Annotated in this window: 32 protein-coding genes; 5 read left to right on the forward strand and 27 right to left on the reverse strand. The window is 70.2% G+C overall.

All coding sequences use genetic code 11. The features are described from left to right. Nucleotides 1-4: 4 nt before the first annotated feature. From ACCO44_RS04770 to ACCO44_RS04820, 11 genes are read right to left on the reverse strand one after another with little or no spacing between them, the layout of a single operon-like run. A complete protein-coding gene (locus ACCO44_RS04770) occupies nt 5-2,065 on the reverse strand; it encodes a flagellar biosynthesis protein FlhA (RefSeq protein ID WP_029261103.1) in 2,061 nt (686 codons plus the stop codon). Then, nucleotides 2,062-3,153, reverse strand: coding sequence for a flagellar biosynthesis protein FlhB (locus ACCO44_RS04775; RefSeq protein WP_029261102.1), 1,092 nt, complete (start codon nt 3,151-3,153; stop codon nt 2,062-2,064). Before ACCO44_RS04775 ends, ACCO44_RS04770 begins: the two co-directional genes overlap by 4 nt. Next, complete coding sequence (locus ACCO44_RS04780) at nt 3,150-3,911, reverse strand: flagellar biosynthetic protein FliR (RefSeq protein WP_372468666.1); 762 nt, start codon at nt 3,909-3,911, stop codon at nt 3,150-3,152. The genes ACCO44_RS04775 and ACCO44_RS04780 overlap by 4 nt, the downstream gene beginning before the upstream one ends. Before the next feature lie 4 nt (nt 3,912-3,915). After that, entirely contained in the window at nt 3,916-4,188 is a 273-nt protein-coding gene (fliQ, locus tag ACCO44_RS04785) for a flagellar biosynthesis protein FliQ (protein WP_029261100.1), read from the reverse strand. Further along, nucleotides 4,185-5,000, reverse strand: a complete 816-nt coding sequence (gene fliP / locus ACCO44_RS04790) for a flagellar type III secretion system pore protein FliP (RefSeq protein WP_372468667.1) — start codon at nt 4,998-5,000, stop codon at nt 4,185-4,187. The genes fliQ and fliP overlap by 4 nt, the downstream gene beginning before the upstream one ends. Then, complete coding sequence (locus tag ACCO44_RS04795) at nt 4,997-5,455, reverse strand: FliO/MopB family protein (protein ID WP_372468669.1); 459 nt, start codon at nt 5,453-5,455, stop codon at nt 4,997-4,999. Before ACCO44_RS04795 ends, fliP begins: the two co-directional genes overlap by 4 nt. A 32-nt stretch (nt 5,456-5,487) precedes the next feature. Next, complete coding sequence (fliN, locus tag ACCO44_RS04800) at nt 5,488-6,147, reverse strand: flagellar motor switch protein FliN (RefSeq protein WP_372468670.1); 660 nt, start codon at nt 6,145-6,147, stop codon at nt 5,488-5,490. After that, the gene (locus ACCO44_RS04805) at nt 6,144-7,076 is read right to left on the reverse strand and encodes a flagellar motor switch protein FliM (protein ID WP_372468671.1); all 933 of its coding nucleotides are present in this window, start codon (nt 7,074-7,076) and stop codon (nt 6,144-6,146) included. Before ACCO44_RS04805 ends, fliN begins: the two co-directional genes overlap by 4 nt. 46 nt (nt 7,077-7,122) lie before the next feature. Then, a complete protein-coding gene (locus tag ACCO44_RS04810; protein ID WP_372468673.1) occupies nt 7,123-7,932 on the reverse strand; it encodes a flagellar motor protein MotB in 810 nt (269 codons plus the stop codon). Continuing rightward, nucleotides 7,929-8,744 carry a motility protein A gene (locus ACCO44_RS04815; RefSeq protein ID WP_372468674.1) on the reverse strand — a complete coding sequence of 272 codons (816 nt, stop codon included), beginning with the start codon at nt 8,742-8,744 and terminating at the stop codon, nt 7,929-7,931. Before ACCO44_RS04815 ends, ACCO44_RS04810 begins: the two co-directional genes overlap by 4 nt. Beyond that, nucleotides 8,744-8,995 carry a flagellar FlbD family protein gene (locus ACCO44_RS04820; protein WP_105711637.1) on the reverse strand — a complete coding sequence of 84 codons (252 nt, stop codon included), beginning with the start codon at nt 8,993-8,995 and terminating at the stop codon, nt 8,744-8,746. Before ACCO44_RS04820 ends, ACCO44_RS04815 begins: the two co-directional genes overlap by 1 nt. Before the next feature lie 323 nt (nt 8,996-9,318). Here ACCO44_RS04820 and ACCO44_RS04825 point away from each other — a divergent pair, with 323 nt between their 5' ends. Then, nucleotides 9,319-10,431, forward strand: a complete 1,113-nt coding sequence (locus ACCO44_RS04825) for a Fic family protein (protein ID WP_372468675.1) — start codon at nt 9,319-9,321, stop codon at nt 10,429-10,431. A 69-nt stretch (nt 10,432-10,500) separates the two neighbouring features. Here ACCO44_RS04825 and ACCO44_RS04830 read toward each other — a convergent pair whose 3' ends face one another. The 16 genes from ACCO44_RS04830 to ACCO44_RS04905 form a co-directional block, all read right to left on the reverse strand. Then, nucleotides 10,501-11,661: a flagellar hook protein FlgE gene (locus tag ACCO44_RS04830; protein ID WP_029261090.1), complete on the reverse strand. Its 1,161-nt coding sequence runs from the start codon at nt 11,659-11,661 to the stop codon at nt 10,501-10,503. 28 nt (nt 11,662-11,689) lie between these two features. Next, on the reverse strand, nt 11,690-12,127 hold the full coding sequence (locus tag ACCO44_RS04835; protein WP_372468677.1) for a flagellar hook assembly protein FlgD: 438 nt from the start codon (nt 12,125-12,127) through the stop codon (nt 11,690-11,692). Nucleotides 12,128-12,142: 15 nt separating this feature from the next. Beyond that, complete coding sequence (locus ACCO44_RS04840; protein WP_372468678.1) at nt 12,143-13,597, reverse strand: flagellar hook-length control protein FliK; 1,455 nt, start codon at nt 13,595-13,597, stop codon at nt 12,143-12,145. After that, nucleotides 13,594-14,016, reverse strand: a complete 423-nt coding sequence (locus ACCO44_RS04845; protein WP_262003410.1) for a hypothetical protein — start codon at nt 14,014-14,016, stop codon at nt 13,594-13,596. Before ACCO44_RS04845 ends, ACCO44_RS04840 begins: the two co-directional genes overlap by 4 nt. Continuing rightward, nucleotides 14,013-15,308: a FliI/YscN family ATPase gene (locus ACCO44_RS04850; RefSeq protein ID WP_372468680.1), complete on the reverse strand. Its 1,296-nt coding sequence runs from the start codon at nt 15,306-15,308 to the stop codon at nt 14,013-14,015. The genes ACCO44_RS04845 and ACCO44_RS04850 overlap by 4 nt, the downstream gene beginning before the upstream one ends. Continuing rightward, nucleotides 15,305-15,910, reverse strand: coding sequence for a FliH/SctL family protein (locus tag ACCO44_RS04855; RefSeq protein WP_372468681.1), 606 nt, complete (start codon nt 15,908-15,910; stop codon nt 15,305-15,307). The genes ACCO44_RS04850 and ACCO44_RS04855 overlap by 4 nt, the downstream gene beginning before the upstream one ends. Further along, nucleotides 15,900-16,904 carry a flagellar motor switch protein FliG gene (gene fliG, locus ACCO44_RS04860; RefSeq protein ID WP_372468682.1) on the reverse strand — a complete coding sequence of 335 codons (1,005 nt, stop codon included), beginning with the start codon at nt 16,902-16,904 and terminating at the stop codon, nt 15,900-15,902. Before fliG ends, ACCO44_RS04855 begins: the two co-directional genes overlap by 11 nt. Next, nucleotides 16,901-18,529, reverse strand: a complete 1,629-nt coding sequence (gene fliF / locus ACCO44_RS04865; protein ID WP_372468683.1) for a flagellar basal-body MS-ring/collar protein FliF — start codon at nt 18,527-18,529, stop codon at nt 16,901-16,903. Before fliF ends, fliG begins: the two co-directional genes overlap by 4 nt. Continuing rightward, a complete protein-coding gene (gene fliE, locus ACCO44_RS04870) occupies nt 18,529-18,831 on the reverse strand; it encodes a flagellar hook-basal body complex protein FliE (RefSeq protein WP_029262222.1) in 303 nt (100 codons plus the stop codon). The genes fliF and fliE overlap by 1 nt, the downstream gene beginning before the upstream one ends. Beyond that, nucleotides 18,831-19,223, reverse strand: a complete 393-nt coding sequence (locus ACCO44_RS04875) for a flagellar basal body rod protein FlgC (protein ID WP_029262223.1) — start codon at nt 19,221-19,223, stop codon at nt 18,831-18,833. Before ACCO44_RS04875 ends, fliE begins: the two co-directional genes overlap by 1 nt. After that, nucleotides 19,220-19,561, reverse strand: a complete 342-nt coding sequence (locus ACCO44_RS04880) for a flagellar basal body protein (RefSeq protein WP_029262224.1) — start codon at nt 19,559-19,561, stop codon at nt 19,220-19,222. The genes ACCO44_RS04875 and ACCO44_RS04880 overlap by 4 nt, the downstream gene beginning before the upstream one ends. A gap of 109 nt (nt 19,562-19,670) precedes the next feature. Next, complete coding sequence (locus ACCO44_RS04885; protein ID WP_231481817.1) at nt 19,671-19,979, reverse strand: hypothetical protein; 309 nt, start codon at nt 19,977-19,979, stop codon at nt 19,671-19,673. Further along, on the reverse strand, nt 19,976-20,362 hold the full coding sequence (gene fliS, locus ACCO44_RS04890; RefSeq protein WP_029262226.1) for a flagellar export chaperone FliS: 387 nt from the start codon (nt 20,360-20,362) through the stop codon (nt 19,976-19,978). The genes ACCO44_RS04885 and fliS overlap by 4 nt, the downstream gene beginning before the upstream one ends. 2 nt (nt 20,363-20,364) lie before the next feature. Beyond that, the gene (gene fliD, locus ACCO44_RS04895) at nt 20,365-21,747 is read right to left on the reverse strand and encodes a flagellar filament capping protein FliD (protein ID WP_372468685.1); all 1,383 of its coding nucleotides are present in this window, start codon (nt 21,745-21,747) and stop codon (nt 20,365-20,367) included. Nucleotides 21,748-21,822: 75 nt separating this feature from the next. Then, on the reverse strand, nt 21,823-22,653 hold the full coding sequence (locus ACCO44_RS04900) for a flagellin (RefSeq protein ID WP_372468687.1): 831 nt from the start codon (nt 22,651-22,653) through the stop codon (nt 21,823-21,825). Between the two features lie 111 nt (nt 22,654-22,764). After that, nucleotides 22,765-23,565, reverse strand: coding sequence for a sigma-70 family RNA polymerase sigma factor (locus tag ACCO44_RS04905; protein ID WP_372468689.1), 801 nt, complete (start codon nt 23,563-23,565; stop codon nt 22,765-22,767). Nucleotides 23,566-23,761: 196 nt separating this feature from the next. On the opposite strand from ACCO44_RS04905, the gene flgN reads away from it, so the two are divergent. The 4 genes from flgN to ACCO44_RS04925 are packed head-to-tail and all read left to right on the forward strand — an operon-like array spanning nt 23,762 to nt 26,929. Next, the gene (flgN, locus tag ACCO44_RS04910) at nt 23,762-24,244 is read left to right on the forward strand and encodes a flagellar export chaperone FlgN (protein ID WP_029262230.1); all 483 of its coding nucleotides are present in this window, start codon (nt 23,762-23,764) and stop codon (nt 24,242-24,244) included. A gap of 13 nt (nt 24,245-24,257) precedes the next feature. After that, nucleotides 24,258-25,667, forward strand: coding sequence for a flagellar hook-associated protein FlgK (flgK, locus tag ACCO44_RS04915; protein WP_372468691.1), 1,410 nt, complete (start codon nt 24,258-24,260; stop codon nt 25,665-25,667). Between the two features lie 24 nt (nt 25,668-25,691). Further along, nucleotides 25,692-26,561, forward strand: a complete 870-nt coding sequence (locus ACCO44_RS04920; protein WP_372469445.1) for a flagellar hook-associated protein 3 — start codon at nt 25,692-25,694, stop codon at nt 26,559-26,561. Further along, nucleotides 26,558-26,929: a flagellar assembly protein FliW gene (locus ACCO44_RS04925; protein ID WP_372468692.1), complete on the forward strand. Its 372-nt coding sequence runs from the start codon at nt 26,558-26,560 to the stop codon at nt 26,927-26,929. The genes ACCO44_RS04920 and ACCO44_RS04925 overlap by 4 nt, the downstream gene beginning before the upstream one ends. Nucleotides 26,930-26,960 lie beyond the last annotated feature (31 nt).

Below are 26,960 nucleotides of genomic sequence, written 5' to 3' on the forward strand. Positions count from 1 at the left end.
TCGTTCAGCCTACTGCCGCGGAGACGGCGCCGATCGACGGGGCCGGGGCGTCACGGACGACGCCGACCGTCTCGATGGTGAGCGCGGCGGACGTCGCCTCCGTGTAGGAGAGCACGGGGAGGCCGTCGGTCTGCGCAGAGACGAGTCGTCGCACGGCCGGACGCAACGACGGAGCGCACACCAGCACCGGCTCTCCGCCCTCGCGAACCGAGGAGACGGCCTGCTTCACGGACTCCACGACGGACTCCATGCGCTGCGGGTCGAAGACGATCTGCGTGCCCTCGTCGCCGGGACGCAGGTTCTCGAGCATCGCCTGCTCGAGGAGCGGGTTGATCATCACGACGCGGAGGATGCCCGCGTCGGCGAAGCGCGCGGCGATCGCCGGGCCGAGCGCGGCCCGCGCCGCCTCGATCAGTCCTTCCGGGTCGGTCGACGTCCTGGCGCGCAGCGCGAGCGCCTCGTAGATCCGGCTGAGGTCGTTGATCGGCACGCGCTCGGCGAGGAGACCCTGGAGCACGCGCTGGATCTCGGCCAGCGACAGCAGGGCGGGCGTGAGCTCCTCGACGGCGGCCGGGGAGGCCTGCTTGAGGGCGTCGGTGAGCTGACGGACGTCCTCGCGGCTCAGCAGACGCGCGGCGTGGGCGTGGATCACGCTGGAGAGGTGCGTGATGATGACGCTGGCCCGGTCGATCACGGTGGCCCCGGCGAACTCGGCGCTGTGCCGCATCTCCAGAGGGATCCACTTGCCCTCCAGCCCGAACACCGGGTCGAGCGTGGCCGTCCCCGGAAGGGATTCCAGGCCCTGTCCGAGGGCCAGCACCGAGCCGATCGGTGCCGTGCCGCGCCCGGTCTCGACCCCGGCGATGCGGATCACATAGGTCGCCTGTGCGAGTTCGATGCTGTCGCGGGTGCGCACGGGCGGGGTGATCAGGCCCAGGTCGAGGGCGATCCGGCGGCGGAGCGCCTTCACGCGCGCCAGGAGGTCGTCCGGGCCGCCCGTGACCAGATCGACGATGTCGGGCGAGAGGAGGATCTCGAGCGGGTGCACCCGCATCTTCTCGATCAGCTCCTCCGGCTGGTCGGTCGGAGCGGCCGTCGGGGTCTGGGCCGCGATCGCCTCCTCCCGCTGTTGGTTCGCCTTGATGCGCTGCGCGACGAGCAGCAGGAGGGCTCCGATCGCGACGAACGGCAGCATCGGCATGTGCGGGATCAGCGACATGATGATCGCGGCGCATCCCGCGATGATGAGCGCGTTGCGGGACTGCCCGAGCTGCGCCGATGCCGCCGTCCCCATCTCGGCCTCGGCCGTGGAGCGGGTGACGATCATGCCGGTCGAGACCGCCATGAGCAGTGCCGGGATCTGCGTGACGAGCCCGTCGCCGATCGTGAGCAGGCTGTACGTGCTCACGGCCTCGTCGATCGCCATGCCGTGCTGCACGATGCCGATCGCGATGCCGCCGATGAGGTTGATGATGATGATGACGAGGCCGGCGATCGCATCGCCCTTCACGAACTTGGACGCACCGTCCATCGCGCCGTAGAAGTCGGCTTCCGCCGCGACCTCCGCACGGCGCTCGCGGGCCTCGGCATCGGTGATGAGACCGGCGTTGAGGTCGGCGTCGATCGCCATCTGCTTGCCGGGCATGGCGTCGAGCGTGAACCGGGCGCCGACCTCGGCCACGCGCTCCGCGCCCTTGGTGACGACCACGAACTGGATGACGACGAGGATGAGGAACACCACGGCGCCGATGATGAGCGAGCCGCCGACGGCGATCGCCCCGAACGCCTCGATCACCTGACCTGCGTACGCCTCCCCGAGCACCAGCCGGGTCGACGCGACGTTCAGCCCGAGCCGGAACAGCGTCGCCACCAGCAGCAGCGAGGGGAACACCGAGAAGTCCAGCGGCTTCTTCACGAACATCGACGTGAGCAGGATCACGAGTGCGAACATGATGTTCAGGATGATGAGGATGTCGAGCAGGAACGGCGGCACCGGGACGACGAGCAGCATGATGATGCCGACGACCCCGATGGGCACCATGAGCTTGACGAACAGCTGTCTCATGCGGTCCTCCGGTAGGGAAGGGTGTGGATGCCGCGGGCGGCGCCGCGCCGACGCAGCGCGTCGACGAACACCAGCACGCGCGCGACGGCGTTGTACAGGTCTTCGGGGATCTCCTGGCCGAGCTCGCACGCGGCGTGCAGGGCGCGGGCGAGCGTGATCTCGCGCACGAGCGGCACACCGGCGCGCACGGCCTCGTCACGGATGCGTTCCGCGATCACACCGCTGCCCTTCGCGACGACCTTGGGGGCCGCGCGACCGGGCTCGTACCGGAGGGCGATCGCGATGTGCGTCGGGTTGACGACCACGACATCCGATCCGGCGACCGCGGCGATCATGCGGTTGCGGCTGGCGGCGAGCTGCCGGGACCGCCGCTGCTGACGGATCAGCGGATCGCCCTCGGAGTTCTTGCTCTCGTCGCGGATCTCGCGCTTGGTCATGCGCGTGTGCTTGCGGTTGCGGCGCATCACGACGAACATGTCGATCGCGGCGAGGACCAGTCCGACGGCGATCGCGGTCTGCAGCAGGGCGGCCGTGCCCTCGGATGCCGTGCCGAGCAGGCGCGAGATCGAATGGGCGCCGCTGGCGGTGAGCACCGGCATCAGCCCCGCGATGACCACCCAGAGCGCGATGCCGATCGCCGCGGTCTTCAGCAGGGCTTTGGCGCCCTCCCACAGCGCCTGCAGGCCGAACACGCGTCGGATGCCGCTGACGATGTTGAACTGCTCGAAGCGCCCGGTGAGCGGTTTCAGATGCACGCCGCCCTGGACCACGGCGCCGATCAGCGTGACGATCGCGACGGCGGCGAGCATCACCGCGATGGTCGGGAGCACGGAGGCGAGGCCACGCTCGAGCGCACCGAGTGCCGCCTCCGGCGTGGGGCTGAACACCAGAGAGGTGACGGTGAGGAGCTGCTCGGTCCCGGCGCCTGCGCCGAGGGCGATCGCCGCGGGCATGGCGATCGCCGCTGCCCCGATGCCGAGCCACGCCGTGAGGTCCTGGCTGCGCGAGAGACGCCCCTTCTTGCGGGCCTCATTGAGGTGCTTGTCGGTGGCCTTCTCGCTGCGTTCGCCGGTGTCGGTGCCGCTCACTCGTGCACCCCCTGCATCATCTTCAGCGCCTGCCCGGAGAGGGCGTCGACGATGCCGGGGAGCACCGCGTACACGGCACCGGCCAGCAGCAGGGTGAGCAGGATCTTCACCGGGAAGCCCATCGCGAAGGCGTTGAGCGCCGGCGCGACCCGGGTGATCAGTCCGAGCCCGACGTCGGCGAGGAACAGCACCAGCACCAGGGGACCTGCGATCTGCACGGCGGCGAGGACCATCTGCGACACCCCGTCGATGAGGAGTTCGGCGGGCCCGGCCACCTCGAAGATGCCGTCGACGGGCACCGCCTCGAAGCTCCGGGCGAGGCCGGCGAGGATCAGCTGATACCCGCCGGAGGCGAATAGCAGCGTGAGCGCGGTGATGTGGAAGAGCCGGGTGAACTGGGCGCCGTTCACGAGCGAGTGGGGGTCGAACGCCTGCGCGAGCTGGAAACCGCCGAACACGTCGATCAGGCTGCCGGCCGCCTGCAGCGCCGAGAAGCACAGCAGCACGACGAAGCCGAGCAGCGCTCCCGTGAGCACCTGCAGCACCAGGGCTCCGAGGAACGGGCCGGTGTCGAGGTTCTCGTAGCCGGGAGCGACCGCGGTGCCCACGGCGAGGGAGAGGCCGATGGCGAGCATCGCCTTGACCCGCACCGGGATGGCGCCGTAGGAGAACGGCGGGGCGATCATGATGAAGGCGGTGATGCGCACAGCGGCGAGCATGGTCGCCTCGAGCCACGCGAAGTCGATGGGGATGAACACGCGGTCACCCGCTCAGCAGGGTGGGGATGCGGGCGAACATCTCGTTCGTGAAGGCGATCATCTCGGCGATCATCCAGTTGCCGGCGATGAGCAGCGCGATGCCGACGGCGACGATCTTCGGCACGAACGACAGCGTCACCTCCTGCACCTGCGTGATGGACTGCAGCAGCGAGATCGCGAAGCCGACCACGAGCGCCGTGACGAGCACCGGGGCGGCCAGCTTCGCGGCGATGATCAGGCCCTGGGTGCCGATGTCGATGACCGCTTCCGGGCTCATCCGACACCCCCGTAACTCTCCAGCAGGGCGCGGATGATGAGGCCCCAGCCGTCGACGAGGATGAACAGCAGGATCTTGAAGGGCAGCGAGATCATGACCGGCGGCAGCATCATCATGCCCATCGACATCAGCGCCGCGGCGACGACGAGGTCGATCACGAGGAACGGCACGAAGATGACGAAGCCGATGATGAAGGCGGCGCGCAGCTCCGAGATCATGAACGCCGGGATGAGCGTGTACATCGGCACGCTCGAGGGATCCTCGGGGTTCGGCTGCCCCGCCATCCGCGTCATCAGGGCCAGATCCTCTTCGCGCGTGAAGCGCAGCATCCACTCCTGGAGCGGCAGCTGGCCGACGTCGATCGCCTGCGTGAAGGTGAGCGTGCCGTCGATGTACGGCTGCACGGCGACCGTGTTGATCTCGGTCAGCACCGGCCACATGATGAACAGCGACAGGAAGAGTGAGAGCCCGGCCAGCACCTGGTTCGGGGGGATCGTGGGCAGCGACAGGGCATTCCTGGTCATCGCCAGCACGACGAAGATCTTCGTGAACGACGACATCATCAGCAGAAGTGCCGGGGCGACCGAGAGCAGCGTGATGCCCAGCAGGGTCAGGATCGAACCCGAGGGGCCGCCGTCGACGCCGTTGATGTCGATCGTGACTCCCTCGCCCGGGTCGTCGGGGGTGACCTCGGCGTGGGCGGCGGTGCCGGTGAGCAATGTGAGCACCGCGACCAGGGCGAAGGCAGCGAGGAGGATCAGTGCGACCCGTCGCAGCGCGCGGCCGTCGACGATCCCACGGGACGCGCTCATCGCGTGCGCCGGATGGCCTCGGCGGTCTGCCGCCAGGTTTCGGGGGAGAGGATGGAGCCGCGCAGGGGATCGTTCCGATGACGCACCCGGCGCTGCGGAGCCGGCCGGGTCGGCGATGCCGCGGTCGTCTCGGTCAGGGCGGTCGCGGCGAGGATGCGGTCGAACTCCGCGGCATCGGATGCGGCGTCCGCGGTGGCCGCCGACCAGTGGGTGTCTGCATCGGGTTGCGCCGCGGCCTTGACCGGAAGCTTGTCGACCACGCTCACGCCGTGCTCGGTGACACCGAGGACGTACCGGGCGTCCTCGGTCTGGACCACGACGACCTGCGCCTTCGGACCCACGCCCTGTCGCCCGAGCACCGTGATGACCTCGCCGTCGCGCCGACGCGCCTGCGTGCGTGCGACGCGGCGCTGCAGGAACCACAGCACCCCGAGCACGGCGGCGAGCGAGAGCACGACCCGCAGGCCGAGCAGGAGGTCGTCCAGGGTCAGGCCTCGACGTTCTCGAGGATGCGGGTGATCCGCACCGCGTAGTCCTGGTCGACCACCACCACCTCGCCGTGCGCGATGATGCGGCCGTTGAGCTTGATGTCGGCCGGGGCGCCGGCGGAACGGTCGAGCTCGACGATGCGGCCGGGTTCGAGGTCGAGCACATCGCGCACCGACATGCGGGTTCGGCCGATCTCGACCGTGAGCTCCATCTCGACGCCGGCGATGCGGTGCAGACGCCGGGTCGAGCTCGATGCCGCCGCCGGAGCGCGGGTGACGACGACGGCGAGGCGTCCGACCGTGCGATCCGCATCGTCCTGCAGGTCGAAGAGCTGCGCGGTCGGGTTCGAGAAGAGCGGAGAGGCATCGCCGATCACGGCATCACCGAGCGCGCCGGCTCCCAGGGTGCTCGTCGAGGCTTCCAGCGCGTCGCGCAGCCGATCGGCGAGGGGCGCTCCGGAGAGCCCGTCGACCAGGGTCTCGGCGTCGAAGAGCTGCACGGCGAGCTGCGCGCTGGCCTCACCGACGAACTGCACGATCACGGCGTCGCCGGTATCCCCGGACACCTGCGAGGCGCGGGCGGTGACGGGAGCGGCGGTCGGCAACGACGCGGCGAAGGCGGCCGCGACGGCCGACTCATAGGTGGTGGTGCTGGTCACGCGGGCTCCTCGGCGAAGACGGGATCGGGGACGGTGGTGGCGACGACGCACGCGAGACGGGCGCCGGCACTGCCCACAGCGGCGGTGGCGACGGTCTGATCGCCCACGGCGAGCAGCATCGGGCGATCGGCGGAGTGCGGGAAGGAGATGATGTCGCCGACGGCGAGGTCGAGCACCTCACGGGGGAGCACGGCGCGCGGGGCCAGACGCAGCGAGAGCTCGATGGGGGAGACCTCGACCTGGCGTCGGACCAGGCCCGGCGCTGCGGCGCGGTCGGCGTCGGAGGTGCGCACGGTGAAGCCGGCGAGGACCGACGCCGGCAGCATGATGCTCACCGGCACCGCCCGACCCGCGAGGCGCATCGAGAAGCGGGCGACGATGACCGGTTCTCCCGATGCCGCGACCTGGGCGAACTGCGAGCTGTACTGGATGCCGCTCACGGTGACGCCGGCGGGGAGCAGTCCGTCCAGGGAGCCGGTCAGGTGCTCGAGCGCGTCGACGATGAGAGAGCGGATCAGTGCCTGCTCGATCGGGGTGAACGTGCGGTCCTCCGACGTCGCGGACGCTCGTCCACCGACCATCTGCACGATCCAGGTCGTGGCGGCGGAGGTCGGCAGCTGCACGATGAGCCGCTCGTCGGAGTCAGGCAGCGCGCACACGATCAAGGTCGTCGTGGTCGGCAGCGAGGCGGCGTACTCGCCGTAGGTCAGCATCCCGACATGCTCGACGGCGATGGTGGCACGTACGTGGATCTTCGCCGAGAGCTGCGCCGACCACTGCCGCGAGAACGTCTCGAAGGCCAGCTCCAGGGCGCGGGTGTGCTCGCGCGACAGGGTCGCCGAACGGCCGAAGTCGTACACCTCGACTTCGGCGGTCGTCGACGCCGTCGCTGTGCGCACGTCGGAGCGCACGCTGTCCTCGATCACCACGAACCCGACTATCGGGTGGCGATCGACGTGCGTTAGAAGGGAACGGTCAGGAGGCCGGCTGCGCGGCCTGTGCTTCGGGGATGAGTGCTCGCACCTCCTCCGTCGCATCGGAGAGGACGACGATGTCGACGCGCCGGTTCTGGGCCAGCGCCGCGGGCGAAGAACCCGCCGCGACGGGCCGCGTGTCGCCGAACCCGACCGACTTCAGGTGCGCCGGCGGGAGCCCGGACGATTCGACGAGGTGCCGCAGCACCTGGGTGGATCGACCGGCCGAGAGCTCCCAGTTCGTGGGGAACGGGGCGACCGATCCGCGGACGTCGGCGTGGCCTTCGACCGAGATCTCGTTCGGCGCGGTCACGAGGACCGAGCCGAGCGCGTCGAGCACCAGCACGGCCTTCGAGCTGAGGGTGGTGCTGTTCGTGGTGAAGAACGTCTCGGCGCTGACGAGTCCGATCGTGAGGCCCCGCTCGTCGATGGTGAAGGTGACGTCGGCCTCGAGGCCGTTCTCGGCGAGCACCGTGCGCAGCCGTTCGCGGAGGGCCGAGAGCTCGTCGAACTCGGTCTGCGCCGCGGCCAGCTCGATGTCGGCGAAGTCCTCGCCCTTCTCGTCGACCAGCTCCGGCGGCACCACGACCCCCGTGACGGCATCCACGTCTTCCGAGGGCTCCTGGCCGAAGCCGGTCGCGAGTGACGCGCTGAGCGCCTCGAACTTCTCCTGGTCGACGGTCGACATCGCGAACAGCACGATGAACATGCACATCAGCACGGTCACCATGTCCATGTAGGACGCCATCCACCGCTCGTCCGGACCGCTGTGCTCCTCCTGGGGCACGCGGCGACGGGCCCGGACGCTCACGGCGCGGGCTCCGTCTCCGTCTCCTCCGCGGCGCGGGTGCGGGTGCGACGGCCCGAGCGGGCGGAGGGGCGCTCGGACACGAGGGCGCGCAGGCGCTCTCCGACGAACTGCGGCGGGGCGCCGGCCTGGATCGCGAGCATGCCCTCCATGAGCACGGTCATGCGTTCGAGCTCGAGCTCGCCGAGACGCTGGAGGCGTCCGCCGATGGGCAGCCAGATGAAGTTGGCCGACAGGAGACCCCACAGCGTCGCCACGAATGCCGTCGCGATCATGGGACCGAGCGTGTCGGGTTTGTCGAGCTTCTCCAGCACATGCGTGAGGGAGACGACGGTGCCGATGATGCCGACCGTCGGGGCGAAGCCGCCGAGGGTCATGTAGAAGCGTGAGGCGGTGCGGTTACGGGCAGCGGTCGAGGTGAGCTCATCCTCCAGCAGGGTTCGCAGGTCTTCGGCGTCCGTGCCGTCGGCGATGCTCTGCAGTGCCTGGCGCAGGAACGGGTCCTTCTCGTCCTCCAGCCCCTGCTCGAGGGCGAGGAGCCCTTCTGCGCGGGCCTTCTCGGCGTAGCCGACCACCGTGTCGATCATGCTCGACGCGGTGCGGCGCTCGCCGCGGAAGGCGCGGGGGAGCGACTTGACCGCATGCAGCGCATCGCGCACGGTGCCGCTCGCGATGCCGACGGCGATCGTGGCTCCGAAGACCAGCACCATCGGGGCGGGGATCAGCAGCGAGCCGATGGTCGCGCCTTCGAGGTTGATCATGGCGATCAAAGCGCCGAACGCGAGGACCAGCCCGAGGAGGAGGGACGGATCCATCAGCGGTCCGTCTCGGGGTCGGTGGGAGCTGCGGGGGCGTCGTCGGCCGCCGTGATCATCGCGGCAGCCGCGGCGAGCACGCCGGCCCGGAACCGGGTGATCTGCGCGATCACGTCGTCCATCGTCTCGGTGACGACGAAGGTCGCGCCGTCGACCATGATGAGCGTCGTGTCCGGCGTTGCCTGGACACGTTCGATCAGGTCGGGATTCACCGCGAACCGGGAACGGTTCAGGCGCGTGAGGACGATCATGGGCTCCATCCTGGAAAGATCCGTCCGCGTTCCGGAGAGCGCGGACCCGACGGCCCGTCCTGGGCTGTCGGAGGTGACTGTCGGCCGGTGAGCGTCGGGCGTTAGCGACGGGGCCGGTGGGCGCGGGGAACCGGCGCACTGGTGCTGTAAACACGAGTAGTCGCTCCGTTACTCGTGGTTAAGGATGCTAAACCTTAGTTTCGGGTGCGATAATCGGCTTTATGAAACCCCAGGCAGATGCGCAGGGAACCGGGTGGCCAGAACATGCCACGGAGACGCTTCCTTGGCGCCAGCAGGTTCGCGGCGGTACGCGAGCAGATCGGATGCTGGCGTCGGTGGAGGCGTCCATTCCCCCGATGATCGCGGATCTCGACTTTCTCGCACCCGCGGCGACTATCGTCGCCGCGGAGCGCGCGCTGCTCGCCGTCGCACAGGCGGACACCGACGCCGAAGGGCATTCGGCGGCGCTGAGTCGGTTCATGATGCGCACGGAATCCGTCGCATCATCGAAGATCGAGCGGATCACGGCCACCGCGACGGACTACGCCAGGGCGCTGGCGGGCAACCGTTCGAACTCCTCGGCGACGAGCATGGTGGCGGCGAGCACCGCGCTGCACGCGCTCGTCACCGGCGTCGGCGATCGAGGCCGGTTCGCGGTCGATGATCTGCTGGCGGCTCACCATGAACTGATGAAGGACGACCCCGTGGAGGCGAGTTATGCGGGCCGTCTGCGTGACATGCAGAACTGGATCGGGGGGAGTGACCACTCGCCGCGCGGTGCGCTGCATGTGCCGCCAGCGTCGCAACGAGTCGCTCCGCTGATGGACGACCTGATCACCTTTCTCAACCGGGATGACGTCCCGGTGATGGTGCAGGCCGCGATCGGGCACGCGCAGTTCGAGTCCATACACGCGTTCACGGATGGCAACGGCCGCCTCGGTCGAGCTCTCGTATCGGCGGTGCTCCGTCGCCGAGGCGCGACGGTGAACGCGGTCGTCCCGCTGGCGAGCGGTCTGCTCGCCAAGAGGGACGATTATTTCGCCGCGCTGGGCGACTATCGGCGGGGCGACCCTACGCCACTCATCGACCTGTTCGCCCGATCGGCACGTGCGGCGGCTGTGTGCTCGCGTGTATCCATCGCCCGCATCAAAGCCCTGCCGGAGGAGTGGGCGAACGAGCTGCGCCCACGTGCCGGGTCAGCAGCGGCCGCGCTTATCTCTGCGTTCTACGACCACCCCGTCATGGCGGCTGCCGAGATCGAGCAGCGCTCGGGAGCGTCCGAGCAGCAGGCCTACAAGGCCATCATCCGGCTCGAAGAAGCGGGATTCGTCCAGGAGATCACCGGGCGCAAGCGGGACAGGGTGTGGGTCGCCGCTGAACTGCTCGCAGAACTCGACGACCTCGACCGCCGTATCCAGGCGGAGATGAGCATCTGAACGCAGACCGGGAGGGCTCCCCGCGATCACGCGGAGAACCCTCCCGGGGAAGCAGCGAGCGGCCGCGGCTCAGCGCTTGAGGTTCGTGAGCTCCTGCAGCACTTCGTCGCTCGTGGTGATGATGCGGGCGTTCGCCTGGAAGCCGCGCTGCGCGACGATCAGGTTGGTGAACTCCTGCGAGAGGTCGACGTTCGACATCTCGAGGGCGCCGCTGATGATGCCGCCCAGGCCGTCGGTTCCGGCCTCGCCGAGCGTCGGCTGGCCGGAGTTGCCGCTGGGGCGGAACTGGGAGGACCCGGTCTTCTCGAGTCCGCCGGGGTTCACGAAGCCCGCCAGTGCGATGCGTGCGAGCACCTCGGTGTCGCCGTTGCTGAACGTGCCCACGAGGCTGCCGTCGTTGGTCAGGGCGTAGGAGCTCAGGGTGCCGGCCGGCTTGCCGTTCTGCTCCTTGATGGCGATGTCGCTGACGTCGGCGAAGCCGGTGACCGCCGAGAGATCGACCGTGATGCCGCCGGACACGATCGATGAAGCGCCGGCCTGCTTGCCGTCGGTGAAGGCCAGCGGGGTGCGCGCGCCGGCAGCGTCGGTGACGTCCCAGCCGGCGGTCGTGCGGGTGAAGGTGAGACGCATCGAGGTCTCCGTGCCCTGCGCGTCGTAGGTCTTGATGTCGCGCACGAGCGTGTCGCCGACGGCCGCGCCCGAAGGCAGGTTGCCGGTCACCCGGGCGGTGGTCGTCGCGGCGGCCGGGCTCAGAGCGCCCACGGGGAGCGTGATGTCGCCGATGCCCTGACCCGGGACGATGGCTCCGCCGCGCGCGGTCCAGCCCTGCACGAGCGCGCCGTCGGCCGAGACCAGCTTGCCGCTCGCATCGAACGAGAAGCCGCCGTTGCGGGTGTACAGCGTCTCGCCGCCGGAGCGCACCACGAAGAAGCCGTCGCCGGCGATCATGAGGTCGGTGGGGACGCCGGTGGGCTGCGGTGCCCCCGACGCGAAGTTGGTGCTGATGCCGGCGACCTGCACACCGAGACCGACCTGGGCGGGGTTCTGACCGCCGAGGTTCGTCTGCGGCATCATCGAGTTGCGCAGCAGCTGCGACAGCGAATCCTGGAACTGCACGGCTGAGGCCTTGAAGCCCGTCGTGTTGACGTTGGCGATGTTGTTGCCCGTGACGTCGAGCATGGTCTGGTGCGAGCGCAGGCCCGAGATTCCGGCGAAGAGGGAGCGGAGCATGGTGGTGCCTTTCTGGGTGCGGGGCTGATCAGGATTTGGGGACGAGGGAGACGCCGGAGACGGCGTCGAGGGGGATGGAGGCTTCGCCGATGGTCACGAGCGGGACAACGCCCGCGTAGGAGACCGAGGTGACGATGCCCTTCTGAGTGACACCGTCGGCATCGACGTACTGCGCTTCATGGCCGATGAGCGCGGCGGCGGTCTGCCGCATGCTGAGCGCGAAGCTCTCGGTCGAGGTGGCCGACAGCGCGGTCAGCTGCTCCATGGACGCGAGCTGCGTGGTCTGCGAGATCATCTCGTTCGTGTTCATCGGAGAGCTGGGGTCCTGGTTGGTCAGCTGGGTCACGAGCAGCTTCAGGAACACCTCCGAGTCGAGCGTCTTCTTGCGTTCGACCGGAGGTGTGGTGCTTCCTGTCTGCACGCCGGTGGGCGGGATGGTGCCGGTGATGGGGTCGACCGTGGTCATGGGGTTCCTCTCGGATCAGGCGAAGACATCGATGCCGCCGAGCGGCGAGTCGAGGGGGCCGGATGGTGCGCCGTCCGGTGCGGTGGGGACGACGACCGGGTTCGGCCGCGCGCCGGTATTCCGGTCGGCGGGGGCGTCGCCGCGGGCCTGGCCGCCGCCCGCGCTCGCCGCGTTCCCGTTCGCCGCGTTGCCGTTCGCGGAGCCGCCGCCGTTCGGCGACGATTGCGGATTCGACGAGCCGGGGCCGTCGTCCGAGGTCGAGAGCATCAGGGAGGCGTGCGGTGCCGCTGCCGCGAGATCCCGCCGCAGGTCGGCGAGCACGGCCCGCAGCGCCTCGCGGCCGAGATCGTTCGGGGCGTGCAGCTCGATGTGGATGGCCCCGCCGGAGATGTGCGCGCGCACGGTCACCGGCCCGAGGTTCTCCGGCGACACGGTCAGCGTGAGACTGTGATCACCGTCTGCGGCCTGGGCGAGGGAGACGACGGGGGCTGTGATCTGGGGGAGCAGCACCGGCCGGGCGATCGCGGCCGCGGCGGCAGGCGTCGTCGGGGCGATCGGGGGCGGTGATGCGTGTGCCGGTGCGGTGACGGCGGCCGTCGGGCCGGCGGCATCCGCGGTCGCGGGTACCGACGCGGCGGGGGCGGCGACGACCGGAGTCGAGCCTGCAGAGGACGGCGCGGCGTCGGGTGCCGTGTCAGCGGCGGTGGCTGCCCCGGCCAGGAGTGCCGGGTCGGCGTTCGACCCCGGTGCCGGTTCCGACGAGGCAGCCGCGACGACGGCACCATGCGGCCCGGCGGGGGCGGTGACGAGGCGGAGAGCGGTCTCGGCCGGAACATCCGCCGTCGTGCTGTTCGCGCCGGATGCGCCGGCGACAGCGGCGTTGCCGACCGGAGCCGATGCCGCACCGACGGCGGCGGGCCCGGTCGAGGCGCGCGGCGACGATACGCCGGTGGCGGCGGGAGGCACGGATGATGCGGCCAGGACTGCCGTCGATGCGGTGGTGCGTGCCGGATCGACCGATGCGGCGACAGCGCCGGACGCCGCGATCGGGTTGGGGTCGGCGGCTTCCGCAGGGGCATCCGCCGCTCCGGTGTCTTCCCCGGCATCCACCGGTGGCGGGGTCCCGTCGAGGTCGGGGCTCGCTCCCGATGCGCTCCCGTCGACGGGAGCCCCCGTCCCCGACCCGCTCGGGATCGTGAGGGGTGGGAGAGGCGATGCGGTCACCGGAACAACCGGATCAGCGGATTCGGCGGTCGCATCCGTCGTCTCGGTTCCCGTCGACGCACCCGACGACACTCCCTCAGCGAGGACGCCATCGGTGGGCGCGTCGTCGGCGAGCTCAGCCCGCGCCGCATCCTGGATCACGTCGGCGAAGGCCGCGGCACCCGGGGTCGCGCCGCGCGAAGGCGCCGCGCCGCTCGGCCGCGACCCGCGAGGGTCGAGCATGTCGACGATGCCGAGAGCGGTCATGACTGCCCCTCCGTGTCGGTGCGCGATCCGATCTCGTCGAGCTCCGCCTGTTCGGCGTGCAGCTCGGCCGCCCGCACCCGCACGGCGTGGGCCTGGGCCAGACGGTCGAGTCCGCGCATCGCTCGTCGCGCCTCCGAGTGCTCTGTGCGGGCCTGGTCGACCGTCTGCTCCTGCAGCTCCGCCAGCATCGTCAGGTCGGAGAGCAGCGTCCGCCCGGCGACCCGGGCGGCCGCGAGCGCCGCCAGGGAGCGGACGTCCACGGCTTCGCTCCCGGCCCCGGCCAGATGCGCGCGGAGGGAGCGATCGCGGGCCTCGGTGTGCCGGGCGTCGAGCACCGCGCGGGAGAGTCGTTGGGCCGCGGCGCGCTCCTGGATCTCGCGCACACGCAGCAGGCCCGCCAGGGAGAACGACCGTGTCATGAGACTCCTCCGAAACCGGAGACGAGCTCGTCGAGTCGACGCCACGATTCGTCGATCGCGCTCGTCTCGTCGAGCGACTGGGTGAGGAAAGCGGAGATCGCCCGTTCGTGGGCGATCGCGGCGTCGATGCGGGCGTCGGCACCCGGCTGGTACGCGCCGATGTCGATCAGGTCGTTGGCCCGGCGACGCGCGGCGAGCACCGCACGTAGCGTCGCCGCGTGTGCCCGCTGCCCGGGGGCGGTGATCTTCCCCACCACGCGGGAGACGGAGCCGAGCACGTCGATCGCCGGATGGTGTCCGGAGAGCGCGAGCGCGCGGTCGAGCACGACGTGGCCGTCGAGGATCGAGCGCACGGTGTCGGCGATCGGCTCGTTGTGGTCGTCACCGTCCACGAGCACCGTGTAGATGCCGGTGATCGAGCCACCCCGGTCGGTGCCGGCGCGCTCGAGCAGACCGGCGAGGAGCGAGAACGTCGACGGCGGGTACCCACGGGTTGCGGGGGGTTCTCCGGCCGACAGGCCGATCTCGCGCTGCGCCATCGCGACGCGGGTCAGCGAGTCCATCATGAGGATGGCGTGCGCGCCGTCGTCGCGGAAGGCCTCGGCGATCCGGGTGGCGGTGTACGCGGCCCGGATGCGCGCCATGGCCGGCTGGTCGGAGGTCGAGACGACGACCACCGAACGAGCGAGTCCCTCCGGCCCCAGGTCGTCTTCGATGAACTCGCGCACCTCACGGCCGCGCTCGCCGACGAGGGCGATCACCGTCACCTCGGCCTCGGTGCCGCGCGCGATCATCGACAGCAGCGACGACTTGCCCACTCCCGAGCCGGCGAAGAGCCCGACGCGCTGCCCGCGACCCACGCTGACGAGCGTGTCGAGCGCGCGCACCCCGAGCGGAAGAGGGGAGTCGATCCGGTCGCGCCCCATGATCGAGGGCGGAGCGTGGTCGAGGCTCACCGAGATCGCACCCGTCAACGGGCCCTTGCCGTCGATCGGCCGACCGAGTCCGTCCAGGACGCGGCCGAGCAGAGCGGTCCCGGTCGGCACGCGCAGGGCGCCACCGCGGCCCCGCACGGGCGCCCCGACGGTGAGCCCGGCGACGGCCCCGAGGGGCATGCATCGTAGCCCGCCCTCGCCGATCGCGACGACCTCGGCATCGACCCCGTCGAGGGTCACGACGTCGCCGACAGCCCCTTCGAGACCGCGCACCTGCACGCTCAGGCCGCGCACCTGGGAGACGACGCCGATGCGTTCCGGTCGAACCGCCTCGCGGACGGCGGTCCAGGCCGTCACGACCCGGCCTCCGCGAGGGCGCGACGGGCACGTTCGAGGGCGCTGCCGATCCGGGCGTCGATGTGGCCGTGCGCCAGGATCGCGACGGCATCGCCGCGCTCGAGCGTGTCATCGGCGACGAGCGCGAACGTGGTCAGGTCCGACTCCGCGGTCTGCAGAGTGCGCAGGTCGTCGGGGTGCAGGCGCACCTCGCGGATGTCGGCGGGGTCGGCGACCGCGAGTGCGCGCCGCGCGGCGGCCGCGGCAGACGAGCCGGCATCCGAGAGCTCCGCGACGAGGATGAGCTCGGCGAGTTCGATCGCGCCGCGCAGAACCTCATCGCGTGCAGCAGCGGTGAGCTCGCGCTCCCGCTCGCCCAGTGAGAGGGCGGCGGCCTGCAGAGCAGACACCGCGGTCGCCACCTCGCGCGCGGCTGCCGCGTCGCGGGCTGCCTGCTCCGCGGCGGCGACCCGCTGTGCCGACTCGGCCTCGGCGAGTCCGGCGCGGAAGCCCTCCGCGTGTCCCTCGGCGTAGCCCCGCATCCGGGCGCGCGCATGCTCCGCGCCGTCCGCGCGTCCGTCGAGACGAGGGAACAGCACCGGAGAGAACGCGTCAGTAGACATACTCGTCCTCGTCGGTGCGCTGCACCGTGATGTCGCCCGCCGCCTCCAGGGCGCGGATGGTGCGGACGATCTCGGCTCTGGCCTCCTCGACCTGTGAGACGCGCACCGGACCGAGGGTCCGTGCCTCCTCATCGAGGTTCTCCCGGTTGCGCTCGGAGACGTTGCGGCGGATGAGATCGGCGATCGCCTGGTTGGCGCCCTTCAGCGCCAGAGCCAGCGAGCGGATGTCCATGCCGCGCAGCACCCGCTGCGTGTCGCGGTCGTCGAGCTTGACGATGTCGGCGAAGGTGAACATGCGCGAGCGGATGTCTTCGGCGAGGGCGCTGTCGCGGTCCTCGATGCTCGCGAGCAGTGCCTTCTCGACGGTCGCCCCGGAGCGGGCGATGATCTCGACGAGCGGTTCGACGCCGCCGAGGGTCTCCGGGGCGTCGCGGCTCGCGAAGCTCCCGGTGCGGGTCTTCAACGCGTCGGCCACGATCGCGATCGCCTCCTGCGACGCGGTGCCCATGGTCGCGATCGCGTGGGCGACATCGGTGCGGGTCGGGTCGGGGAGCGCTGCCAGCACGGCCGCCGCGCGGTCGGTGGGCAGGTGTGCGAGCACGAGGGCGACGGTCTGCGGAAGCTCGCCGTCGAGCAGGGTCGCCAGCTGTGCCGGGTCGGCGGAGCCGAGGAAGTCGAACGACGAGTTCATCGACGTCGAACCCACCCGGCCGAGCACTGCCGCGGCACGTTCCGCGCCGAACGATGCCTCCAGCAGACCGGCCGCGAGGTCACGACCACCGCGGGCGGGCGGCAGGTGTCCGGTCGCGATCCGGTGGAACTGCCCGAGCGCCTGGGCGGTGGTGGCGGCGTCCAGGTCCTGCAGCTCGATGATCTCGGTGGCGACGGCCTCGGCCTCCGACTCCGAGAGGTGCTTCATCACCTCGATCGCCTGCGCGCGGTCGAGGTTCATCAGCACGACGGCCGCCGTCTGCCGGTCGGTCAACCCGCTCATACGTGCTGCCTGTCGTCGATGAGGGTCCGCAGCAGCTCGGCTGTGCGCTTCGGGTCCTGCCGCGTGAGCGAGTCGATCTCCGCGCGGCGGCGCTCGAGGCTCACCTGGGCGGGCTCGGGGTCGGGCTCCGGCTCCGGGTCGGGCGTCGTCTCCAGGAAGGCCAGCGGCGTCGTGGCTGCCTGGTCGATGGCGACGGTGGCCGCACCGGGGTCGAGGGCCGCCGACAACGGGGCAGGCCGGTCGCCGAACAGCTGATCGAACTCGGTCGCGGAGTTGGCGCGGCGCCGCATCCGCACGAGGGCGGCGATGACAGCCAGCAGCAGGGGCAGTGCGATCGCGGCGGCGATGATGGCGGTGTTCAGGAGCACGGCCTGACGCTCGGCCGCCTCCGCGTCCTTGGCGGCCTGGAGGGCGGCCTGTGCGGCTTCGGCATCCGTCTGACTGAACGAGACGAGTTCGACGGCGATGGAGTCGCCGCGTGCGGTGTCGATCCCGGCGGCGGTCTCGACCAGTTCGGTCAGCTGCGCGGTGCTCAGGTCGCCACCGGCACCCGCGTCGACCGCGACCGAGACCGACTGGCGCAGCACGTTGCCGGCGGGGGTCGAGGTGCTCTGCGTGCTCTTGTTGACGGCGTTGGTCTTCGAGGTCTCCGTGGATTCGGAGGTGCCGTCCGCGCCGGCCGACGGCACCGCGATGTTGTCGGGTCCGAGCACACCGGCGTTGGAGCTCGAGCCGTTCTGCGTGTCCGTTCGGGACTGCTCGGTCAGCGGAGGCGCGCCCTCCGCCGGGGTGTAGGTCTCTTCGACACGCTCGTTGACCGAGCGGTCGATCTCGGCGACCACCGTCACGGTCGCATTGCCGGGGCCGACGACGGTGTCGAGCATCTGCTGCACGCTCGCGGTCACCCGTGCCTCGTAGTCGCCGGCCTGCTGGTCGACGCCGCCGATCGCCCCGACGCCGGCGGCCGAGAGGGTCTGGCCGCTCTGGTCCACGACGGCGACGTTCTCGGGCTTCATGCCGCTGACCGCGGCGGAGGTCAGGTGCACGATCGCCTCGACCTGCTTCGAGGTGAGCGACGAGCTGCCCGAGGTCTCCACGAACACCGATGCGGTGGCGTCGACGGTCTCCGAGACGAAGACGCTCTCCTCCGGGATGGCGAGCTGTACGGAGGCCGCCGTCACGCCCTCGATGGACGAGATGGTCGCGGCGAGCTCGCCCTCGATGGCGCGCTTGTAGGTGACGGACTGCTGGAACTCCGAGGTGGTCACGCCCATGTCGTCGAGCAGTGAGTACCCGCCGGAGCTCGCACCGGGGAGACCTGCGGAGGCGGCGGCGAGCCGCTGGTCGTAGACGTCCTTCTCCGGCACGAGCACGGTGGCACCGCCGTCGGCGAGCTCGTAGGGGACGGAAGACGATCGCAGCTGCTCGACGACGGCGTTCGCATCGGAGGCGCTCATCCCCGAGAACAGCGGGGTGTAGGTCGGGCGGGTCAGCCAGCTGGAGAGCGCGACGATCCCGAGCGCGAGCACGGCCACGCCGATGATCGCGATGGTGCGCTGCGCGAGCGTGAAGCCCGCGATCACGCGTCCGATCCGCTGGAAGACGTTGGTGACGGCCTGGGGCATCAGGCTTGCATCCGCATGATCTCGTTGAACGCGTCGACGCCCTTGTTGCGCACGGCGGCGACGAGTTCGAGGGTGACCGACGCGCGCGAGGAGGCGATCATGGCCGAGTGGATGTCGTCGAGGTCACCCGTGACGGCGGCGACCTTGAGCGCGTCGGATTCGGACTGCAGGGAGCGCAGCTCGTCGATCGCCCCGGTGACGCTGTTCGCGAAGGCGGTGTCGTCGGCCGCCTTCGCCGGAGCGGTGGGCGGGGCGAGGGTGAACGCCGAGGAGATGCCCTCGACGCCGGAGAGGGGATCCATCAGCTGCGTCCGATCTGGAGGGCGGATTCGTAGGCGTTGCGGGCACGGTCCACGATCGCGGCACTGGCCTGGTAGCCGCGCTGCGCGAGGATGAGCTGGCTCATCTGGTCGCCGAGGTCGATGTCGGGGTAGCGGACGTAGCCGTCGGCGTCGGCGAGCGGGTGGTCGGGCTGATGCACGAGCCGCCCCTCCGCACTGCCCTGCACGGCGCCGGCGACATACACACCCGGCGACTGGTCGCTGGTCTGGGCGGTGATGTACCGCGCACGGAAGGCGGCGCCGTCGGTCGCCGTCACGGTGTTGATGTTCGCGATGTTGTCGCTGATGGCGTCGAGCCACTTGCGGTGCACGGTCAGGCCGGTGCTCGCGATGCCGATCGCGTCGAAGGTCATGAGGTCCTCATCGCCGCGCGCATCGACGCGAACGAGCCGTTCACGGCCTGCGTGGCGAACTGGTAGCGCAGCATCGTGTCGACACTGGACAGGGTCTCGGTGTCGAGGTTGACGTTGTTGCCGTTCAGGCGCGTGGGCTCGAGCGAGGTGCCGACCGTCGAGCCGACCCGTCCGTCACCCGCCTGGACCGAGTCCGCGAGCGCCTCTTCGAAGCGCACCCGCTTGGCGTGATAGTCGGGGGTGTTGATGTTGGCGATGTTGTCGGCGATCGCCCGCTGGCGCAGCGCGAGGCCGTCGAGCGCGCTCGTCAGCGCGTTGATGGTCACAGAATCGAACACGACCGCTCCCCGTGTGTGGTGGTGTGGCCGATCCATGGCCGAGTCTTGCGAGCCATCCGTGCTCTCCCTGTCCTATCGGCAGGGTCGCGCACGACGTTAGGGAGCGGTCTCAGCCGTCCACGTCGAGGAATGCGGGAGCATCGGGGCGACGGGTCCCCGGGATCCGGTCCACCGCGCCGAGGTGCTGTCGGAGGTCGTCGAGATCGGTGCGGGCGCGCTCCATCGCGAGGCGCTGACGCTCGACCACCCGGCGGGCGCGATCGGCGAGATGCATGGGCAGGGGAGTGGAGGGCGGCGTCCACGGTTCGATGACGGCCGTGTCGGCGGTTCCGGGGGTAGCCGTGAGGATGCGGTCGGCGTCGAGCTCGAGGCGATCCAGCAGTTCGGTCCACTCCGCCGTCACGTCGTCGGCGCTCACGACCGGGTCTCCGCGACGGTCCTGGCGGCTTCGTGCCAGGCGTCCCGCAGCGGGGCGACGATCCCGTGGCACGCACGGGTGCGCTCGGGATCGCGGCCGATGTTGGCGCCGATCAGGGTCTGCGACAGGAAGACGTACACCGAGCGGAGGCCCGCGCTGCCGTTCCAGTCGTCGGTCAACGACGAGGTCAGCTCCGACACGATGGCCTGCGCGTGCTGCAGTTGGGCATTCGCCTCGGTCCAGTCCTCGGCTCGCTGTGCGGCCTCGCCGCGCTCGATGTCGAGCAGCAGCCGGTCGTACAGCAGCGTCACGAGACGCTCGGGCGGTGCCGACAGCACGGCATCGTCACGGTAGCGCTGCTGCGCACGCAGGGCGGCGTTCATGCTCACTTCCCCGAGCTCGAGGTCGGAAGGGCAGCGATCTGCGACGACAGGTAGGTCGACTGCGACTGCAGTTGCGACAGCATCACCTCGAGGCGGGCGTAGGTGCGCTCGAGCGTCGCCTTCCGCTGGGCGAGGCGCACGTCCCAGCGCTCCATCTGCTCGCCGAGGCTCTTGACCTCGCTCTCCTGGCCGGTGATGCGGGAGGTGAGCAGGCCGTCGTACTTGTCGGAGTACACCTTCGCGGTGTCCTGCACGCGCGAGGCGACGTCGGAGAACAGTCCGGCGACCGCATCCGGGTCCTTCGCGAGGGCTTCGGCGAACTTCTCCTCGTCGAAGCTCAGCACGCCGTACATGTCGGTCTCGATGCCGATGGAGGAGGGAGACACCCCATCGACCGGATGCTGGATGGCATCGGCGATCGCCGTCCGCAGCGATCGGACGGTGCTGTCGCCCGTGAAGACGCCCAGGGTGGTCTTGTCGCCCTGGTTCGCGGCGACGGTGGCCTTCGACCCGTTGTCGATACGCGTCAGGATGTCTTTGACTGCGGCGATGAACTCCGCGGAGGCCTTGGTGCGGGCCTCGGTGTCGATGGTGACGCCGATCGTGATCGGGTCGGCGGATGCCGCGGACACCGTCACATCGACGCCGTCGAACAGATCGGTGAAGGTGTTGCTCGACGAGGTCAGCACCTGTTCGGCGCTGGTGCCCGCCCACAGCCGCAACTGTGCGTCGGCGCCCACCGCGATCACGGCCGCCCCCGCTTCGGTGGCGATGTCGGATGCGGTGCCGGCCTCGACCGCGGCGACGTCACCGCGATAGGCGCGGAACTGGCCGCCCTCGCCCGAGTCGGCCGCGCGCAGCTGCAGGCGGTGCAGGGGGTTGCCGTCGGCGTCGCGGCCCGCGGGCACTGCTGACGCGACGACTCCGAAGCCCGCTTCGTTGATGGCCTGGGCGACCTCCTGCATCGAGGCGCCGTCGGCCTCGATCTGCAGACGCTCGCCCTGGGCGTTCTCGAGGGTGATCACCGGCGGGTCGACGGGCCATCCATTCGACGCGGCCGAGACGATGGTGTGATTCTTCGCGACCTTGTCGACGACGATCTCCGCCGCGACCGGGGCGGCGCCGGTGCGGGTGGCGACCGTGACGGTGTTCGACGACGACGATGTCGTGAAGCGTGCCAGTCCGTCGCGCGATGCGGCCTTCTCGGCGGCCGTGGCGAGGTTCTGGATCGCGGTGTTCAGCGTCTGCAGTTGGGTGACGATGCCGTTCTTGTCATCCATCTTCGCTTTGAGCAGCGAACGCGGGATGGCGTGCACGTCCATCAGGGCCTTGATGACCTCTGTGGTCTTCAGGCCGGAGACGAGGCCGTCGAGCGAGAGAGACATGTTCGCCTTTGCAGGTCGGGAGCGGACGGGGTCCGGGCGACGGTCGCGACCGCCGCCCGGACCCTATGGCGTGGTTCAGCGCAGGAGCTGGAGAACGCCCTGGTTGGACTGGTTCGCCTGGGCCAGCATGGCCGTGCCCGCCTGCGACAGGATGTTCGCCGAGGTGAACTTGACCATCTCGGACGCCATGTCGGTGTCGCGGATACGGCTCTCGGCGGCGGACAGGTTCTCCGCCGACACGTTGAGGCTGTTGATGGTCGACTCGAAGCGGTTCTGCAGCGCACCGTAACCGGCACGTGCGGTCGAGACCGCCTGGATCTCCGTGTCGATGTCAGCCAGCGCGGCACCGTAGGTGGCCGCATCCGTCATCGTCGGCGCGTAGCCCTTGATGTCTGCTCCGAGGGTGGCGAAGTTGGTCAGGCCGACCGAGATCTGGTCCTCGGCGGCGACCGCGCCCGCACCGACCTGGAACGTCAGCGTCGTGCCACCCGAGAGCAGCTTGATGCCGTTGAAGTTCGTGCTCTCGGCGATCCGGGTGAGCTCATCACCCAGGGTGTTGATCTCCTTCTGGATCGCTTCGCGCGACTTCGCGTTGTTCGAGTCGTTCGCACCCTGAGCGGTCAGGTCGCGAACGCGCTGCAGGATCGAGTGGACCTCGGTCAGGGCGCCTTCCGCGGTCTGGATGACCGAGATGCCGTCCTGGGCGTTGCGCGCCGCGACGTTCAGGCCGTTGACCTGCGAGCGCAGGCCCTCGGAGATCGCGAGGCCGGCGGCGTCGTCCGCTGCACGGTTGATCCGCAGACCGCTCGAGAGCTTCTCGAGCGACTTCGACAGGTCGTTCTGCGTGCTGGACAGGTTGCGGTAGGCGTTGAGCGCCGACACGTTGGTGTTGATCTGCATACCCATAAGGGTTCTCCTCCGTGAATTTCGTTGTGCGAGAGACCATCCGTGGTCTCCCGCACACACCTATCGGCGGAGGCGGCGCGGGCGTTAGCCGGGCGCGTCGGGGAAAGCAGGCTAGGCGGGGGCCGATTCGCGGAAGACGCCGGCGATCCGCGCGCTGGCCGCATCGGCGATCCGTGTGAAGTAGGCGTCGCGCGCTCCGGCCGACACCCGGGTCGTCGTGGCGGGGGCGGCGCCTTCGGCGAAGTACCGGTCCAGGGCGTCGCGCAGCAGGCGGATGGCCTCCGACCTCTGCTGCGACACGGCGGAATGGGTCACCCCGAGCTCTTCGGCGATCTCCTTGACGGGGCGTTCTTCGAAGTAGACGCCCTGCACGATCCGGCGCATGCGCTCCGGCAGCGCGGCGACGGCCTGCTCGAGCACCTCGCGGCGCTCACCGACGAGCGCCGATTCCTCGGGCAGCAGGATGTCGGCGGTCACATCGCGGGCGGCGGGGTCTTCCAGTGTGGTGACGGTGCGGGCGGCATCGCCGAGGGCTTCGAGGACGACGTCCTTCGCGACGCCCATCGTGGTGGCGACCTCGGCCGCCGTCGCCGTTCTGCCGAGTCCTGCGGTGAGGGTCTCGCGCACGGCGACCGTCTCTTTGATGCGCTTGCGGATGCCGCGGGAGGCCCAGTCCATGGAACGCATCTCATCGGCGAATGCCCCGAGGATGCGGCGGCGCGCGTAAGCGCCGAAGGGGACGCCCAGCGACGGGTCGAACGCGTCCGCGGCGGTCACGAGCGCGAGCGCTCCGACGGCCGCGAGCTCGTCGCGGGGGATATGGGTTGCTCGGGCGTGTGTTTCGGAGGCGAGGTAGCCGACCAGGGGGAGGTTGCTCTCGATGAGCAGATTGCGCTCAGCGCGCGACGACATGGGGGATGATCCACCTCTCTGGATTCACTCCGGAAGCTCCAAGGAGACGAGTAGATGCACTTATCACACTTCTTGTGATCTGTACATGGGGAGAACTACCCATCGCCGTTCCACATAGTAACCTTAGGGGCGCGGCAGCCGATAGTGACCTTTGGCCACGTTAACAGGCGTGGCGATCACTGGGGAAAAGGGGATCATGGGAGCCAACGAACTATCGATACAGCTGTGGCGCGAGCGTGAACTGCTCGAGATGCTGCTCTTCAAACTAGACGAACAGCAGCTGCTGCTCGCAGCCGGGCGATCCCAATGGATCCAGTTCGCCGCGCGTGAGATCGATCAGGTCCTCGATCGCCTGCGTGGCGCGGGACTCGCGCGCACGGTCGAGGTCGCCGCGGTCGCCGAGGAGTGGGGGGCTCCGGAGGGCGCGACGATCCGCGAACTGGTCGCACACGCGCCGGAGGGCGCGTGGCAGGAGGTCTTCGCCGACCACATGCGCGCGCTGACGAAGCTCGCCGCCGAGGTCGAGCAGCTGCGCGACGCGAACACGGAGCAGCTCAGCGGCGTGCTCCGTGCCACTCAGGAGACGCTCGCCGCGCTGGGGCACGAGACGGGCGAATACACGACGAACGGTGACCGCGCACGCGACGACGCAGCGCGCATCATCGACACCGAGATGTGACCGGAAGGGGATCATGTCGACCTTCAGCGGATTGAACACTGCGGCCAGCGGACTCGCCGCCGCCCGACGCGGCATGGACGTGGTCGGGCAGAACATCGCCAACCAGAAGACCGAGGGCTACACGCGTCAGCGGGTCCAGACCTCGGCCATCGCGGCGATCGCCCAGACCGGCCGATTCAGCGTCGGCGCTCTGCCGGGACACGGCGTCTCGATCGACGGCGTCGCCCGTCTCGGCGATGCCCTGCTCGACGCCCGCGTCCGCGACTCGCTCGCCGCATCGGGCTTCTGGTCCACGCGCGCGGTCGCCGCGACCACGATCGAGGCCTCGCTCGCCGAGCCCACCGAGAACGGACTGGCGGCGCGACTGTCGAAGTTCTGGTCCGGCTGGCAAGATCTCGCAAACACACCGGACTCCGGTGCAGCGGCATCCACCATCCTCGAATCCGCCAAGGAGCTCGCGTCCCACATCGCCGGCGGCTACCGCACCGTGGCCACCCAGTGGAGCGACGCGCGGGCCACCGCCGAGCGCACCGTGACGCAGGTCAATGCCGCCGCCGACCAGATCGCGGTGCTCAACGGCGAGATCCGCGACGCCCTCGCCTCCGGGCGCTCGGCGAACGAGCTCATGGACCAGCGGAGCGTGCTCGCGCAGAACGTCGCCCGCATGTCCGGGGCGGCGGCCACCATCGAGAGCGACGGGTCGATGACCCTCCGCGTCGGCGGTAACGCGCTGGTCTCGGGTTCCGATGCGCGCCACCTCGTCCTCAACGGCCCGGCCACGATCGACGCGGGGCAGCGCTTCACCGTCTCGTGGGAATCCGCGCCCGATCTCCCGGCCTCGATCGACGGCGGCGAGCTCGGCGGCTCGCTCGCCGTGCTCGCACCTGCAGCCGACGGCGGCATGCTCGCGCAGCTCGCCTCGACCTACGACGCGGTGGCGACAGCCCTGGCCGGTGCGCTGAACGCGCAGCACCGCGCGGGTGTCACCTCGTCCGGGCAGCCGGGCGGCGACTTCTTCACCCTTCCGACGACCGGGTCGGCCGCGCTCGGACTGCGGGTCGCCGTGACGACCCCGTCCGAGCTGGCGCTCGCCGCACCGGGTGCCGGTGCGCTGGATGCGACCAACGCCGACCTGATCTCGCAGATCGGGCGCGGCGCCACCTCGCCCGACGCCCTCTGGTCCGACCACGTCACGCGCTTCGGGGTGGCGACAGCCGCCGACGTGCAGCGGGCGAAGGTCTCCGATTCGGCCGCGGTCGCCGCGGTCGGGGCGCAGCAGTCCGTGGCCGCCGTCGACGGCGACGAGGAGACGATCAGCCTGCTCACGTACCAGACCGCCTACCAGGCCGCAGCCCGCGTGATGACGGCGGTGGACGAGGCGCTCGACGTCCTCATCAACCGCACGGGTCTCGTCGGACGCTGATAAAGGAGCACCGTGATCTCTCGAGTGACATCGTCATCCATGACGCAGACGGCGATGCGCCAGCTGCAGTCCAACCTCACCGAGCTGGCGCGTCTGCAGGAGCAGGCGACATCGCAGCGCGCTTTCGCCACTCCGTCCGAAGACCCGGCAGCCGCGGCCGCGGCCCTCGCCCTGCATGCGGAGCAGCGCCGCAACGACCAGTACGCACGCAACATCGACGACGGGCTCGCGTGGGTCACGGCGGCGGATGTCGCGATCACCGCGAGCACCTCGCTGCTGGGCCGGGTCCGCGACCTCACCGCCCAGGGGGCGAACGACGGTGCGCTGGATGCCACCGCCAAGGAGGCCCTGGCCGTCGAACTGGAGGGCATCCGCAAGGAGCTCCTGTCCCAGGCGAACACCCGACTGCTCGGTCGCTCGGTGTTCGCCGGCACCTCGGACACGGCGGCCTTCGCCGCGGACTACTCGTACAGCGGCGTGGCGGGCTCCGAGGTCAGCCGCCGCGTCTCCGACGCGGCATCCGTCCGCGTCGACACCGACGGCGCCGCGGTCTTCGGCACCGGCGACGACTCGGTGTTCGCGCTCGTCGACAAGATCGTCGCCGACCTCCGTTCCGGTACGAACGTCGGCCCCCGTCTCGCGGAGATCGACGATCGACGCACCGCCATGCTCGGAGTGCAGGGCTCCGTCGGAACCCGCCAGTCCCAGATCGAACGCGCCAAGGAGGCGGCAGTGCAGAATTCCGTGTCCCTCGAGTCCCGCCGCACGGCGGTCGAGGACGTCGATTCGATCGAGGTGCTCGTGCGGTTGCAAGCGCAGGAGCTCGTGTACCGCTCCGCGCTCGCGGTGAACGCGCGCGTTCTCCAGCCCTCGCTGATGGACTTCCTGCGATGACCGCGGCTCTCAGCTTCCTGACGCCCCCTCCGGGACTCGCGCCGCACGTCGACTTCGCTCTCGCACCGGTCGACGGTGCGGACGGTCTGTTCTCGATGCGAGCCGTGGACGACGCGGATCTGCGCCTGTACCTCGTCGACCCGAGCACCGTGCTCGCCGAGTATGCGCCGATCCTCACCGACGACCAGGCCGAGAGCCTCGCGCTCGCCTCGGCCGACGACGCACTGGTCCTCGTGGTCGCCCACCCCTCCACGGAAGGCGTGAGCGTGAACCTGATGGCGCCGGTGATCGTCAATCGCACCACGGGAGCCGCGTCGCAGGTGATCCTCGAGGATCAGGACTACCCGCTCCGCGCTCCGCTGGGCTGAGGCGCGAGCCGCGGGCACTCCGGGCCGCTCT

This window comes from Microbacterium maritypicum (assembly GCF_041529975.1).
Classification (GTDB): Bacteria; Actinomycetota; Actinomycetes; order Actinomycetales; family Microbacteriaceae; genus Microbacterium.

Coding starts and splice junctions, on each gene's coding strand:
- ACCO44_RS04770 (WP_029261103.1), bottom strand. CDS start 2,065: ATGAGACAGCTGTTCGTCAAGCTCATGGTGCCCATCGGGGTCGTCGGC.
- fliQ (WP_029261100.1), bottom strand. CDS start 4,188: ATGAGCCCGGAAGCGGTCATCGACATCGGCACCCAGGGCCTGATCATC.
- fliP (WP_372468667.1), bottom strand. CDS start 5,000: ATGAGCGCGTCCCGTGGGATCGTCGACGGCCGCGCGCTGCGACGGGTC.
- ACCO44_RS04815 (WP_372468674.1), bottom strand. CDS start 8,744: ATGGATCCGTCCCTCCTCCTCGGGCTGGTCCTCGCGTTCGGCGCTTTG.
- ACCO44_RS04820 (WP_105711637.1), bottom strand. CDS start 8,995: ATGATCGTCCTCACGCGCCTGAACCGTTCCCGGTTCGCGGTGAATCCC.
- ACCO44_RS04825 (WP_372468675.1), top strand. CDS start 9,319: ATGCTGGCGTCGGTGGAGGCGTCCATTCCCCCGATGATCGCGGATCTC.
- ACCO44_RS04830 (WP_029261090.1), bottom strand. CDS start 11,661: ATGCTCCGCTCCCTCTTCGCCGGAATCTCGGGCCTGCGCTCGCACCAG.
- ACCO44_RS04835 (WP_372468677.1), bottom strand. CDS start 12,127: ATGACCACGGTCGACCCCATCACCGGCACCATCCCGCCCACCGGCGTG.
- ACCO44_RS04840 (WP_372468678.1), bottom strand. CDS start 13,597: ATGACCGCTCTCGGCATCGTCGACATGCTCGACCCTCGCGGGTCGCGG.
- ACCO44_RS04845 (WP_262003410.1), bottom strand. CDS start 14,016: ATGACACGGTCGTTCTCCCTGGCGGGCCTGCTGCGTGTGCGCGAGATC.
- ACCO44_RS04855 (WP_372468681.1), bottom strand. CDS start 15,910: ATGTCTACTGACGCGTTCTCTCCGGTGCTGTTCCCTCGTCTCGACGGA.
- fliG (WP_372468682.1), bottom strand. CDS start 16,904: ATGAGCGGGTTGACCGACCGGCAGACGGCGGCCGTCGTGCTGATGAAC.
- fliF (WP_372468683.1), bottom strand. CDS start 18,529: ATGCCCCAGGCCGTCACCAACGTCTTCCAGCGGATCGGACGCGTGATC.
- fliE (WP_029262222.1), bottom strand. CDS start 18,831: ATGGATCCCCTCTCCGGCGTCGAGGGCATCTCCTCGGCGTTCACCCTC.
- ACCO44_RS04875 (WP_029262223.1), bottom strand. CDS start 19,223: ATGACCTTCGACGCGATCGGCATCGCGAGCACCGGCCTGACCGTGCAC.
- fliS (WP_029262226.1), bottom strand. CDS start 20,362: ATGAACGCCGCCCTGCGTGCGCAGCAGCGCTACCGTGACGATGCCGTG.
- fliD (WP_372468685.1), bottom strand. CDS start 21,747: ATGTCTCTCTCGCTCGACGGCCTCGTCTCCGGCCTGAAGACCACAGAG.
- ACCO44_RS04900 (WP_372468687.1), bottom strand. CDS start 22,653: ATGGGTATGCAGATCAACACCAACGTGTCGGCGCTCAACGCCTACCGC.
- ACCO44_RS04905 (WP_372468689.1), bottom strand. CDS start 23,565: ATGTCGTCGCGCGCTGAGCGCAATCTGCTCATCGAGAGCAACCTCCCC.
- flgN (WP_029262230.1), top strand. CDS start 23,762: ATGGGAGCCAACGAACTATCGATACAGCTGTGGCGCGAGCGTGAACTG.
- flgK (WP_372468691.1), top strand. CDS start 24,258: ATGTCGACCTTCAGCGGATTGAACACTGCGGCCAGCGGACTCGCCGCC.
- ACCO44_RS04925 (WP_372468692.1), top strand. CDS start 26,558: ATGACCGCGGCTCTCAGCTTCCTGACGCCCCCTCCGGGACTCGCGCCG.